We start from the raw sequence: 12568 nt of genomic DNA, 5'->3' as shown, positions 1-12568 counted from the left end.
CGGAATGGGTATAAAGTAATAAGAAAAATAGGAGGATTAGAACAATGAACAACATGCCAGAATTAAAGATTGGTGTAGTAGCGGTAAGCCGTGACTGTTTTCCAGAGAGCCTGTCCGTGACGAGAAGGGCAAACTTAATGAAAGCATATACTGAGAAATATGGTGAGGAAGGAATCTATGAATGTCCGATCTGCATCGTGGAGAGTGAAATTCATATGGTACAGGCCTTAGAGGATATCAAGGCGGCAGGATGCAATGCGCTGGTGGTATACCTTGGAAACTTTGGTCCGGAGATTTCCGAGACACTTCTTGCGAAGCATTTTGAAGGTCCGAAGATGTTTATCGCAGCAGCAGAGGAGCGGGGCGACAATCTGGTACAGGGGCGCGGCGACGCATACTGCGGTATGCTTAACGCAAGTTATAATCTCAAGCTTCGCAATGTAAAGGCATATATTCCAGAATACCCGGTGGGAGACGCGCAGGAATGTGCGGATATGATTCACGAATTTGCTCCCATTGCAAGAGCAATTGTAGGGCTTAGCGAATTAAAGATCATCAGTTTCGGCCCAAGACCGCTGAACTTCCTTGCATGCAACGCGCCGATTAAGCAGCTCTATAATCTGGGCGTTGAGATTGAGGAGAACTCAGAGCTTGACCTGTTCGAGGCATTTAACAAACACGCCGGGGACGAGCGGATTCCTGCAATTGTGAAGGAGATGGAAGCAGAGCTTGGCGCAGGCAACAAGAAGCCAGAGATTCTTGAGAAACTTGCCCAGTACGAACTGACATTGAAGGATTGGATTGAGGCACACAAAGGATACCGCAAATACGTTGCACTTGCAGGGAAATGCTGGCCGGCATTCCAGACACAGTTTGGATTCGTGCCTTGCTATGTCAATAGCCGGCTGACTGCACAGGGAATTCCGGTATCCTGTGAAGTGGACATTTACGGTGCGCTTAGCGAGTTTATCGGAACAGTGGTAAGCAACGATGTGGTAACGCTCCTTGATATCAACAATTCTGTGCCTAAGGATATGTATGAAGAAGACATTCAAGGCAAATATGACTATACACAGCAGGATACATTCATGGGCTTCCACTGCGGCAATACGGCGTCTAAAAAGCTGTCCTTCTGCGAGATGAAGTACCAGATGATCATGGCAAGGGCTTTGCCTGAGGAAGTGACTCAAGGGACACTGGAAGGGGATATCGTACCCGGGGACATCACGTTCTACCGCTTGCAGAGTACGGCGGACAATCGGCTGCGTGCATACATTGCGCACGGTGAGGTTCTTCCGGTAGCAACACGTTCCTTTGGAGGCATTGGGGTATTCGCGATTCCGGAGATGGGCAGGTTCTACCGCCATGTGCTGATTGAAGGAGGCTATCCACACCATGGTGCAGTTGCATTTGGACATCACGGAAAGGCATTGTTTGAAGTATTCAAATACATCGGGGTGCCTGTGGAGGAGATTGGGTATAACCAGCCTGCAGGCGTGAGATATCCGACAGAGAATCCGTGGAGAGCTTGTTAGGAGGAAAAAATGTTATATATAGGAGTAGATTTGGGAACATCCGCAGTAAAGCTGTTATTGATGGATGGCGATGGAAAGATTCACAAGATTGTATCAAAAGAGTATCCGTTATATTTCCCGCATCCGGGATGGTCTGAACAGAAGCCGGAGGACTGGTTTTCACAATCTATGGCGGGAATCAGGGAGTTAGTCGGCGAATGCAATAAAAGCGAGGTTGCAGGAATCAGCTTTGGTGGACAGATGCATGGTCTGGTGGCTTTGGACAAAGAGGACAAAGTTATCCGCCCGGCAATCCTCTGGAACGACGGACGGACCGGGGAAGAAACAGACTATCTGAATCATGAGATTGGAAAGGATAAAATATCCGAGTATACGGCGAATATTGCATTTGCAGGATTTACCGCGCCTAAGATTCTCTGGATGAAGAAGCATGAGCCAGAGAATTTTGAGAAGATTAGCAAGATTATGCTGCCTAAGGACTATCTGGCGTACTGCCTGTCCGGCTCATTTTGCACAGATGTTTCCGACGCATCCGGTATGCTGCTCATGGATGTGAAGAACCGCTGCTGGTCCAAAGAAATGTTGGAAATCTGCGGCATTACAAAAGAGCAGCTTCCTAAGTTGTATGAGAGCTATGAAGTGGTCGGGACTTTGAAGCCTGAGATTGCAAAACAGCTAGGTTTATCTGACCAGGTAAAGGTCATCGCAGGGGCGGGAGATAATGCGGCTGCTGCAGTCGGAACCGGGACGGTCGGGGACGGTATGTGCAATATTTCCCTTGGGACGTCCGGGACAATCTTTATCTCGAGTAAGTCATTTGGCGTTGACCAGAATAATGCGCTGCATTCTTTTGCTCATTCCGACGGGCATTACCACTTGATGGGGTGTATGTTAAGCGCAGCGTCCTGTAATAAATGGTGGAATGAGGATATCCTGAAGACGAAGGATTTTGCGGCGGAGCAGGCGGATATTACGAAATTAGGAGAAAATCAGGTATTCTATCTTCCCTATCTGATGGGAGAGCGTTCTCCCCATAACAATCCAGATGCGAGGGCAATGTTTATCGGGATGTCTATGGATACAACGAGGGAGGACATGACGCAGGCGGTATTAGAGGGCGTTACGTTTGGCCTTCGGGATTCTTTGGAGGTGGCAAAGAGTCTGGGGATTCAGATTGAACGCACGAAGATCTGCGGAGGCGGTGCAAAGAGCCCGCTCTGGAAGAAAATTCTCGCCAATATTATGAACCTCAAGGTAGACGTCATCGAGAGCGAAGAAGGACCGGCCCTTGGCGGCGCTATGCTTGCAGCCGTGGGATGTGGAGAGTATCCGGATGTGGAGACAATTGCGAAGAAGGTTGTGAAGGTCGTGGATACGGTAGAGCCGGAGCCGGAACTGGTGGCGAAGTATGAGGAGAGATACCAGAAGTTCAGGAAGATTTATCCTACGGTGAAAGAATTGTTCTAACAGACAACAGCAGGCAGGTGCAAAGATTCAAGTGGTAAACTGATCTATGCACCTGCTTTTTCGTCTATAGCTGCCTCAGCACATCTTCCACAGAATCCGTCACATCGGTGGCATACTCTGCGACCCCGGGCGCACCGTCGGACATGGCATAGCTCCTTCCTGCAAATTGCAGCATCTCCACATCATTATATTGATCGCCAAAAGCCATGCACTCTTCCGGCTTAATTCCCAGATGCGCCGCTAAGCCTGCAAGCCCGGTTCCTTTATTGGCGTTAGGCGCAATAAAGTCGATCCAGATCATCCCGGATGTGACAGCCTTGATCTCGGATTCAAACATTTTCTGGAAATAAGCTTCAATATTATCAGCCCCCGTAAAATCACAGACTGCAATCTTCAAGAAGGGCTCCGTGACGTCCTCTAGCCTGTCCACTGTCTTCATATCATAGCGGAGCACCTCCCGGATGTGCCGTATAAAAGCAGGATCCGTGGAATCCGTATAACATGCGGACTCACAGGACAGGAGACAGTGGCATCCGCCCCGTTCCCGGATAGCCTTAAAAATACGCAGCCCCAGCTCCCTCTCAATCAGGCCCTTTGAGATGACCTGATCACGGCATACGCACAGAGAGCCATTTTCCGCAATATAATGGATATCATCTTTGACCGGCGCAAAGAGAAGACGCAGATTGTAGTACTGCCTCCCGCTTGCGGCGGCAAACTGTATCCCCTTTTCTTTTAACCGCCTCACGAGCTCGCAGAACCCTTCGGGCAATTCCTGCGCTCCATTTTTTAATATTGTACCGTCAAGGTCGCTTGCAATTAATTTTATCATAGATAACTCCTTTGTGTTGTCAGCAGGTTCACTTCCTGCATTATAAAATGCAAAAATACGAAAGTCAAGTGAATTTGATGCTTGGATGTGTTGCGATTTACGGGCGGGGATATTATAATGTAGAAGGAAATGAAATGGCAGAAAGAGAGGATATATAGAATGAAAATAGGAATCGGCAACGACCATGCGGCGGTCGCAATGAAGAATGAAATTATGGAATATTTAAAAGAACTGGGACATGAAGCCGTGAATTACGGGACAGACAGCAACGAAAGCTGCAGTTATGCCGTATACGGTGAAAAAGTGGCAAGGGCAGTTGCAGCGAAGGAAGTTGACCTTGGAATCCTGATTTGCGGGACCGGCGTAGGAATCTCCCTTGCCGCTAACAAGGTAAAGGGAATCCGGGCGGCAGTATGCTCCGAATCATGCACGGCCCGTCTGGTCAGGCAGCATAACAACGCCAATATCCTTGCCTTCGGCGCAAGGATTATCGGAATCGAGACGGCGAAAGAGATTGTGAACGCATGGCTTAGCGCAGAGTTTGAAGGCGGAAGGCATCAGGAGCGGGTAGACATGATTACGGCAATCGAGGAAAAAGAAGCATAAGATAAGGGGAAGGCATACATGGCAGCAATTATATTTGACGTAGACGGCACGCTTTGGGATTCCACGGAGGAAGTGGCAGTTTCATGGAATCAGGCAATCCGGGAACGCACCAGCCTTGAACGCGTGCTGACGGGAGAAGAACTCAAGAAAGAATTCGGAAAGCCTCTTGACGAGATTATGGACGACCTGTTCCCGGAACTTAGCAAGCCTGAGAAGGAGGAACTGGCATACCATATGTATCAATATGAGAATGCGCATATAGAGGGTGCGCCGTGTATCCTCTATGAAGGGATGCCTGATACGGTCCGCAGACTAAGTGAGAAATATCCACTGTTCATCGTAAGTAACTGCCAGTCAGGATATATCGAGGCGTTTCTCAAAAACACAGGGCTTGGGGACTGTATCCGGGATTTTACCTGTCCGGGGGATACGGGGAAATTAAAAGGCGATAACATCCGGATTATCATGGAGCGCAACGGTATTGAAGACGCCGTGTATGTAGGCGACACAAATGGGGACGCTAAGGCCTGCAAAGAGGCAGGGATTCCCATGATTTATGCGGCATATGGATTCGGAGAGGTAGAGGGCGGTTATGTGACGATACATTCCTTTGGGGAACTGCTTGACATTGATTTTGATAAAGTGAAGTAGGATTTTATCAATGTTAGAATGAGGAAATATCATGAGTACGGAAAAAATAAGCGCAAATGAAATTAAGGCGAAGAACAGGCAGAACATCTATCACTATATTAGAGAGCGCGGCTCGGTATCTAAGCAGGAGATTGTTGTAGATATGCAGTTGAGCCTCCCCACAGTGACCTCAAACCTGGATTATTTGAAGAAGCAAGGGCTGATTGACACTTCCGGCAAAATCAGGAATACGGGAGGGCGCAGCGCCACCGCGTTTTCTTATATCAAGGATGCAAGGATGGCGATTGGCGTTGATATCACGGCGAACCACATTACGGCTGTGGCCGTTAATTTGTCCGGCGACATCGCCAGCATGGAGCGGCGGCGGATTCCGTTCAATCTGGAAGACGACGCATACCTCCGGGAAATCGGCAAAGTGGTAGAGTGGGTAAAAACAGAGGCAGAGATTGCAGATGAGAACCTTCTTGGGGTCGGGATTTCCGTACAGGGTCTGGTATCAGATGACGGAGAGTATATCGAGTATGGGAAGGCTTTGGACTTTACAAAACGGCGGCGGGAAGAGATTGCCGCATATGTACCCTACAGAAACCGCCTGATTCATGATTCCTATGCGGCCGGATACCGGGAAACATGGACAGAACGTAATTTCCAGAATGCATTTTATATTAGTTTAAGCAACAGTGTGGGAGGTTCGGTCATTATCGACGATGCAATCTATGAGGGAAATACCCATAAAGGCGGCGAAATCGGCCATATGGAAGCAGTATCCGAGGGCGGAGGATTATGTTACTGCGGAAGGCGGGGGTGTTTCGACACCGTCTGCAGGGCCGGGAAACTTGCAGGATACACGGACGGCAGCCTGGAAGAATTTTTCCATGTCTTGGAGCAGGGAGACGAAACTGCAGAGAAATTGTGGGACGAGTATCTGGAACATCTTGCAAGGGCAATCCACAATATCCGGATGCTGTTCGACGGTATGGTAATCCTGGGTGGATATGTGGGAGCGCACATGGGGAAATATCTGGACGACATCTGCCGGAGGGTAGATGAGAAAAATCCCTTTGGCGACAGGGCGCAGGATTATCTTGTGGAATGCAGGTACAAAGTAGAGGCTTCGGCAGCAGGAGCGGCGTTGTTCTACATTGATGAATTTTTAGACCTTTCCTGTTGAAATTTCAGTACGTTTATGTTATTATATCCATAGTTTGGAAAATGCTTGAATAAACTGATTAACAAAGTGAGGAGGCAGAGGGAATGAGACGTGGGACGAATAGCCTGGAAGTAAAAAAGCTGAACAGGAACCGGATATTCCGCTATGTACACAGCCAGAGTGAGACAAGCATGCCGGACATCTCTGCCGCGTTAGATATCAGCGGGCCTACGGTCCTGACTATCGTTAAGGAATTAAAAAGCGCCGGGGTCGTGGAAGAAGTGGGAGAGCTTAAATCCACCGGAGGACGGAAGGCGAAGGCAATCGCCAGCGTCAGGGATGTCAGATATGCCGTCGGGATGGATATCACAGAGAATCATGTAGGGTTTGTCTATACAGACCTTGGCAGGAAAGCGCTGAAGCATGAGCGTATCCGTAAGCACTTTCGTAATGAGGAATCTTATTTCCGTGAGATTGGGGAACTTCTCGGGGAGTTCGTAGCCAGGAACCGAATTCCGGAAGAGAAGATAGAAGGGGTTGGAATCGCCCTTCCGGGAATCGTGGACAGACAGAAGAACATACTGAACGGCTCCCATGTACTGGGAATCCATGAGGTATCCTGGGAAAAGTGGGCGGCGCATATCCCCTACCCCTGCGAACTGCTGAACGACGCCAACGCCGCCGCCATCACGGAAGATGTATGCTGTAAGAGGCCGGAGAGCAACCTGGTTTATCTGTCGCTGAGCAATTCTGTAGGGGGAGCAGTCATTTTTGCGGATGAGATGAAGAGCAATGAGGGAATACCGGCAATTACGGATAACACAACCATGTATATGGGAAATAACTGGCGCAGCGGAGAGTTCGGGCACATGGTAATCCATCCAGAGGGAAAGACCTGCTACTGCGGCAAGAAGGGATGCCTGGACGCATATTGTTCGGCATTAAACCTTGCAGAACTGGAAGACGGGAACCTGCGCGCCTTTTTTGATAAAATGGAGTCCGGCAAGGAAGAGTACCGGCAGATATGGGACGAATATCTGGGAAATCTTGCGATTGCAGTAGATAACTTGCGGATGTGTTTTGACTGTGAGGTTGTCTTGGGCGGGTATGTAGGCAATTACATGAAACCGTATATCGGGCGTTTTCAGTCTCTCGCCGCCGAAAAGAACATTTTCAGCGGAGGCGGGGACTATGTCCGGGTTTGCCAATGCCGGGAAGAGGCGTCTGCATACGGGGCGGCATTATATCAGATAGAAAAATATATTTCAAAAATATAAGGAGGAACAGTGAGATGGAAGGAACAATGAAGGTAGCTGTAATGAATGGAATCGGCGAGATGGGGTATACCGAGAGGCCAATTCCTGTACCGCAGGACAATGAGGTGCTGGTGAAGCTTGAGTATGTAGGAATCTGCGGAAGCGACATGCACTATTACGAGACTGGCAGAATTGGGGATTTTGTGGTAGAACCCCCCTTTGTACTGGGACATGAGCCCGGCGGGGTTGTGGTAGGGGTAGGAAAAGACGTGACCCATTTAAAGGTCGGCGATCGCGTTGCATTAGAGCCTGGGAAGACCTGCGGAAAGTGTAAATTCTGTAGGGAAGGAAAGTATAACCTCTGCCCGGATGTGGTATTCTTTGCGACGCCGCCGGTGGACGGCGTGTTCCAGGAGTATGTGGCACATGAGGCGGCTCTGTGCTTCAAGCTGCCTGACAACGTAAGTACACTAGAGGGTGCGTTGATTGAGCCGCTTGCAGTCGGTTTCCATGCGGCAAAGCAAGGCGGCGCCCAGGCGGGACAGACGGCGGTAGTATTTGGCGCAGGCTGTATCGGGCTGGTATCCATGATGGCGTTGAAGGCATGCGGCGTATCCAGAGTTTACGTGGTAGATATTATGGAAAAACGTCTGGAAAAGGCGATGGAGCTTGGCGCAGACGGCGTCATCAATGGCAGGGAAGAGGATGTGCTGGCGAAGGCGAAAGAACTGACCGGCGGGGAAGGCTTCGACCTTGCGATAGAGACGGCCGGCACGGAGATTACCACGAACCAGGCGATTCAGGTAGTGTGCAAAGGGGCGAATATCGTACTGGTAGGCTATGGCAAGACCGGCATGATGAACATGATGATGAGCCTGGCGCTGGATAAGGAGATCACATTTAAGACCGTATTCCGTTACCGTCACATCTACCCCATGGCGATTGACGCGGTGGAGCAGGGCAGAGTCAACCTGAAAGGGATTGCGACCCATATCTTCGATTTTGACGATATCCAGACGGCGATGGATAGGAGCGTCAATGAAAAGGCAGAGATTGTGAAGGCTGTGGTAAAGATTGCAAAATAAAAGATAGAAGCATTTAAGAGGTGAAAACCGTTGAAAAAAGCGGGTTTCGCCTCCTTTTCGCTTATATCGGAAATTGTGCGCACCTAAAAAATATATAAAAATAATAAAAAAATGTTGAAATCTATGGTAAAATATGCTATTATATAAACAATTTAGAAAAGACTTAATTAAACACATTAATAAAGAAAAAATGAAATATTTTTGTTAAATATACATAAAAAAGAGAACTGAAATTTGTTGATAATACATCTTGTGTCTAAGAGTAAAAAGAATTATAATAAAAATAGCTTTTATAAAACACTTTTATAAAACGCATGAACAGAAAAAATAAAAAAGCGGCAAGGAGTGCACAATGAAGGCACACAGTACGGGAACTGCCCGCAAAAAGCAAGGAGGAGAACAAGATGGGTATTATTGAGAAGATGAGGCTGGATGGCAAGGCAATCTATGTAACAGGAGGGGCAAGCGGAATCGGCAAGTCCGTGGCAACTGCATTCGCAGAGGCAGGGGCAGATGTGGCAATCGTAGATATCAATTTAGAAGGCGCGAAGGAAGTGGCAGAGGAGATTGCTGGGGCGACCGGTTCTAAGACGATTGCGATTCAGTGTGACGTGACGAAGAAGGAAGAAGTAGAAGCCATGGTCGCAAAGGTCGCAGATACATATGGCAAGTTGGATGCATGCTTTAACAATGCAGGAATCTGCCTGAATGTGCCGGCAGAAGAGATGTCATTTGAACAGTGGAAGAAAGTCATAGACATTAACCTGACAGGCGTCTTCCTCTGTGCGACAGCGGCGGGAAGAGTAATGCTGAAGCAGGGATACGGCTCAATCATCAATACGGCATCTATGTCCGGGCATATCGTGAATGTGCCGCAGCCACAGTGTGCATATAATGCATCCAAGGCAGGAGTCATTATGCTGACCAAGTCACTTGCCGTAGAGTGGGCGAAGACGGGAGTCCGGGTAAACTGCATCAGCCCTGGATATATCGGGACGGATCTTACACTTAATTCCGAAGCGCTGAAGCCATTGATTGCAAAATGGAATGAGATGGCGCCGATGGGAAGGCTGGGAAAACCGGAAGAATTACAGTCCATCGTCGTATATCTGGCAGGAGACACCAGCAGCTTCACGACAGGTTCCGATATTGTTGTGGACGGGGCGTTTACTTGCTTCTGATTCTGGCAGGATGAATCGGATATCCGGATGAAATCCGAGTGGCGCCGGTGTACTGGCCGGGCGTATATGGTTGGGGAATCCGGCGGATTGCCCGCCAGCCAGAACCTATGGTTTTGGCTGGGCGGTCAGTACACTTATGGAAATATATTTACATCTGCAAGGATCCATGCCGGGGCAGCAGGATTTGGCTATGGAGTTTTGCAGATATAAATATAAATGTTCACCCATAATATGGGATAGCTGATAGCGTAGCTATATGAAAATATATCATTCCAAAGAAGGAGGAAAGAGGTATGAAGAATAGGATTGTGGCAGCGCTCCTGTGCGTGTCCATGACCGGGCTCATGCTGATGGGGTGTGCGGATACGCGTGATGACGGCGCTGTAAAGATAGGCATCACGATCCAGAATCTATCCAACGCTTACTGGGCAGGCGTCATGGGAAAGCTTGAACAGGAGATGGATGCGAGGGGATGGGAGTACACCATTGTAGGCTGTGACAATAACGCCGGGACGCAGGTGGGCCAGGTTGAGAACTTCATCATATCCGGATGCGACCTGATTATGGTTCATCCGGCAGACGCGAAGTCAGTTGAGGGTATCTGCAGCGAGGCGATGGAGGCAGACATCAAGGTTATGTGCTGGGATGACCCGATGGAGAATACCACGGCGAACTGGGTTCTGGACAACACGGAGCTTGGGAAAGAGATTGGCAAGACGGCTTCTGAATTCATCAATGAACACTACACAAAGGATGAGAAGGCCCAGGTAACGGTCATCGGGTATCCCTCCACGAAGGTTCTGCTTGAGCGGGCAGACGGCATCAAAGAAGGGCTGGAAGAGAACTGTGAGGACAACTACGAGATCATCGCAGAGGTGGACGGCTTGGAAGCTCCTGAAGCCCAGACGAATGTGGAGACGGTTATGTCAGCCCATCCGGATGCGAATGTGTTCGTGGGTGTCTGTGCAGGAGCTATGATTGGCTCGAACGAAGCCCTTCTTGCAGAGTTTGGCAAAGGAAAGATTCCTGAGAGCTACGGCGTAATTACCACGGACGTTACCTTGCAGCAGCTAGAGTCCCTGAAAGCAGGAAATGAAGCGGTGCGGGCAATCGTAGGTTTTGAAGGCTCTAATGAGGATACGGCGAAAGCCTGTGCCGACATGTTTGAGCGGATTCTGTCCGGAGAAGACTTTTCGGCTGACAAGAATATATACCGTGCAATCGGGCCGATCACACCGGAGAATGTGGATAAGATACTCGAAGGAATGTAATAGAAAGTATAGTCACGGGGGACGAATATGAGTGAAGAATATGTATTACAGTTACAGCATATAAGGAAAGAATACCCGGGCGTCGTTGCGCTGAAAGACGTTACGTTGGAGCTGAAAGCAGGTGAGATTCTTGCGCTGATCGGAGAAAATGGTGCGGGAAAGTCTACACTGATCAAATGCTGTTCCGGTGCGGTCATCCCTACTTCCGGGAAGATTATCGTGAACGGGAAAGAATTTCCCAGCATGACGCCCCAGCTTGCGGCAGAAAATGGGATTGCGATCATTTATCAGGAATTTAATAATGTAAAGGAATTATCGGCGGCGGAGAACCTGTTCTTGGGACGCCCCATCCGAAAGGGAATCGTTATAGACAGGAAAGCCATGGAAGCCGAAGCGGCAAAGGCGTTTGAACAGTTACATATCAAGATTGACCCGAAAGCATTGATGAAGGACCTGACGGTAGGATATCAGCAGATGGTAGAGATTGCAAAGGCAATTCAGCAGAATGCCAGGATTCTGATTATGGATGAACCGTCTGCCCCGCTTACCAGCGCAGAAGTAGAGAGTATGTTTGAGGTGGTGGAACTCTTGCGGAAAAAAGGCGTATCCATCATCTACATTTCACACAGGCTGGAAGAGATTTACCGGCTGTCAGACCGTATCGTAGTCATTCGGGACGGGGAGTACGTAAAGACGCTGATTACGAAGGAGAGCCAGGTTGAAGAGCTGATTCAGCTCATGGTAGGGCGGGAACTGACGGAGACATATCCGCCGCGTGGAAAATGCATCGACGAGAACGAAGTGGTGCTGGAACTTAAAAATGTGTCCGGGAACGGCGACAGAGACATCAGCCTGAAACTGCATAAGGGAGAGATTCTGGGACTTGGCGGCCTGGTAGGCGCAGGGCGTACTGAGCTTGCGGAGATGATTTTCGGGTCTGTACCTAAAAAATCAGGGCAGATGTTCTATAAGGGGAAGGAGATTAATCCAAGAAGCCCGAGAGAAGCCATCGACTTAGGTATAGCGCTGGTGCCGGAGGATAGGAAACGCCACGGCGCCATGCTTGGAATCTCCATCAAGAACAATATCAATATGCCGGTTTACGAGAGGAATTCCCGTTTCAGCGTAATCGACGAGAAGCAGGAGCAGGAAATTGCCGAGAAGTACCGGAAGAATATGGCAATCAAGACGCCGAACCTGAATCAGTTAATCAAGAATCTAAGCGGCGGAAACCAGCAGAAGGTAATCCTTGGAAGATGGATGGCTGCGAATTCAGAGCTGATTATTTTCGACGAGCCGACCAGAGGTATCGATATCGGCGCGAAGTACGAAATCTATAAATTGATGAACGATTTGGTGGAAAAGGAAGGAAAGTCAATCCTGATGATTTCTTCCGAGATGGAAGAGCTGATGGGCATGTCTGACAGGATTCTTGTGTTGGCAGAGGGTAATATGACCGGTGAACTGAATAAGGAAGAGTTCAGCCAGGAGACGATTATGACGTTTGCGTCTGCGGCGTCAAATGAGTAGGAGG

Annotated in this window: 12 protein-coding genes; 11 read left to right on the top strand and 1 reads right to left on the bottom strand. The window is 48.9% G+C overall.

Going from position 1 to position 12568, the window contains the following annotated elements:
* Window positions 1-44: 44 nt before the first annotated feature.
* Window positions 45-1535 carry an L-fucose/L-arabinose isomerase family protein gene (locus AC6I3O_RS22070; protein ID WP_497852710.1) on the top strand — a complete coding sequence of 497 codons (1491 nt, stop codon included), beginning with the start codon at window positions 45-47 and terminating at the stop codon, window positions 1533-1535.
* Between the two features lie 9 nt (window positions 1536-1544).
* Window positions 1545-3002 carry a xylulokinase gene (xylB, locus tag AC6I3O_RS22065; protein ID WP_497852709.1) on the top strand — a complete coding sequence of 486 codons (1458 nt, stop codon included), beginning with the start codon at window positions 1545-1547 and terminating at the stop codon, window positions 3000-3002.
* Between the two features lie 64 nt (window positions 3003-3066).
* Here xylB and AC6I3O_RS22060 read toward each other — a convergent pair whose 3' ends face one another.
* On the bottom strand, window positions 3067-3834 hold the full coding sequence (locus AC6I3O_RS22060) for an HAD family hydrolase (protein ID WP_497852708.1): 768 nt from the start codon (window positions 3832-3834) through the stop codon (window positions 3067-3069).
* Between the two features lie 159 nt (window positions 3835-3993).
* Between AC6I3O_RS22060 and rpiB the strand changes: the two genes are divergently transcribed.
* From rpiB to AC6I3O_RS22015, 9 genes are all read left to right on the top strand, one after another.
* A complete protein-coding gene (rpiB, locus tag AC6I3O_RS22055) occupies window positions 3994-4440 on the top strand; it encodes a ribose 5-phosphate isomerase B (protein ID WP_497852707.1) in 447 nt (148 codons plus the stop codon).
* A gap of 18 nt (window positions 4441-4458) precedes the next feature.
* Complete coding sequence (locus tag AC6I3O_RS22050) at window positions 4459-5091, top strand: HAD family hydrolase (RefSeq protein WP_497852706.1); 633 nt, start codon at window positions 4459-4461, stop codon at window positions 5089-5091.
* 31 nt (window positions 5092-5122) lie between these two features.
* The gene (locus AC6I3O_RS22045) at window positions 5123-6262 is read left to right on the top strand and encodes an ROK family protein (RefSeq protein WP_497852705.1); all 1140 of its coding nucleotides are present in this window, start codon (window positions 5123-5125) and stop codon (window positions 6260-6262) included.
* Between the two features lie 83 nt (window positions 6263-6345).
* Window positions 6346-7518 (top strand): ROK family transcriptional regulator, encoded by a 1173-nt coding sequence (locus tag AC6I3O_RS22040; RefSeq protein WP_497852704.1) that lies wholly within the window; start codon window positions 6346-6348, stop codon window positions 7516-7518.
* A 14-nt stretch (window positions 7519-7532) separates the two neighbouring features.
* Window positions 7533-8582, top strand: coding sequence for an NAD(P)-dependent alcohol dehydrogenase (locus AC6I3O_RS22035; RefSeq protein WP_497852703.1), 1050 nt, complete (start codon window positions 7533-7535; stop codon window positions 8580-8582).
* Between the two features lie 404 nt (window positions 8583-8986).
* Entirely contained in the window at window positions 8987-9763 is a 777-nt protein-coding gene (locus AC6I3O_RS22030) for an SDR family oxidoreductase (RefSeq protein WP_497852702.1), read from the top strand.
* A 27-nt stretch (window positions 9764-9790) separates the two neighbouring features.
* Window positions 9791-9973, top strand: coding sequence for a hypothetical protein (locus tag AC6I3O_RS22025; RefSeq protein WP_497852701.1), 183 nt, complete (start codon window positions 9791-9793; stop codon window positions 9971-9973).
* A gap of 83 nt (window positions 9974-10056) precedes the next feature.
* Window positions 10057-11034 carry a sugar ABC transporter substrate-binding protein gene (locus tag AC6I3O_RS22020; RefSeq protein WP_497852700.1) on the top strand — a complete coding sequence of 326 codons (978 nt, stop codon included), beginning with the start codon at window positions 10057-10059 and terminating at the stop codon, window positions 11032-11034.
* 27 nt (window positions 11035-11061) lie between these two features.
* Window positions 11062-12564: a sugar ABC transporter ATP-binding protein gene (locus AC6I3O_RS22015; protein WP_497852699.1), complete on the top strand. Its 1503-nt coding sequence runs from the start codon at window positions 11062-11064 to the stop codon at window positions 12562-12564.
* The last annotated feature ends 4 nt before the right edge of the window (window positions 12565-12568 follow it).

It is taken from the genome of Sporofaciens sp. St.21A7 (assembly GCF_059728535.1).
The sequence above is the reverse complement of the archived record's forward strand: the minus strand, read 5'-3'. Positions and strand labels throughout refer to the sequence as shown.

Bases quoted from the DNA above. Each gene is read 5' to 3' on its own strand.
- AC6I3O_RS22050 (WP_497852706.1), top strand. From the start codon at position 4,459: ATGGCAGCAATTATATTTGACGTAGACGGCACGCTTTGGGATTCCACG.
- xylB (WP_497852709.1), top strand. From the start codon at position 1,545: ATGTTATATATAGGAGTAGATTTGGGAACATCCGCAGTAAAGCTGTTA.
- AC6I3O_RS22045 (WP_497852705.1), top strand. From the start codon at position 5,123: ATGAGTACGGAAAAAATAAGCGCAAATGAAATTAAGGCGAAGAACAGG.
- AC6I3O_RS22025 (WP_497852701.1), top strand. From the start codon at position 9,791: ATGAAATCCGAGTGGCGCCGGTGTACTGGCCGGGCGTATATGGTTGGG.
- AC6I3O_RS22020 (WP_497852700.1), top strand. From the start codon at position 10,057: ATGAAGAATAGGATTGTGGCAGCGCTCCTGTGCGTGTCCATGACCGGG.
- AC6I3O_RS22015 (WP_497852699.1), top strand. From the start codon at position 11,062: ATGAGTGAAGAATATGTATTACAGTTACAGCATATAAGGAAAGAATAC.
- AC6I3O_RS22035 (WP_497852703.1), top strand. From the start codon at position 7,533: ATGGAAGGAACAATGAAGGTAGCTGTAATGAATGGAATCGGCGAGATG.
- AC6I3O_RS22070 (WP_497852710.1), top strand. From the start codon at position 45: ATGAACAACATGCCAGAATTAAAGATTGGTGTAGTAGCGGTAAGCCGT.
- AC6I3O_RS22040 (WP_497852704.1), top strand. From the start codon at position 6,346: ATGAGACGTGGGACGAATAGCCTGGAAGTAAAAAAGCTGAACAGGAAC.
- AC6I3O_RS22060 (WP_497852708.1), bottom strand. From the start codon at position 3,834: ATGATAAAATTAATTGCAAGCGACCTTGACGGTACAATATTAAAAAAT.
- rpiB (WP_497852707.1), top strand. From the start codon at position 3,994: ATGAAAATAGGAATCGGCAACGACCATGCGGCGGTCGCAATGAAGAAT.
- AC6I3O_RS22030 (WP_497852702.1), top strand. From the start codon at position 8,987: ATGGGTATTATTGAGAAGATGAGGCTGGATGGCAAGGCAATCTATGTA.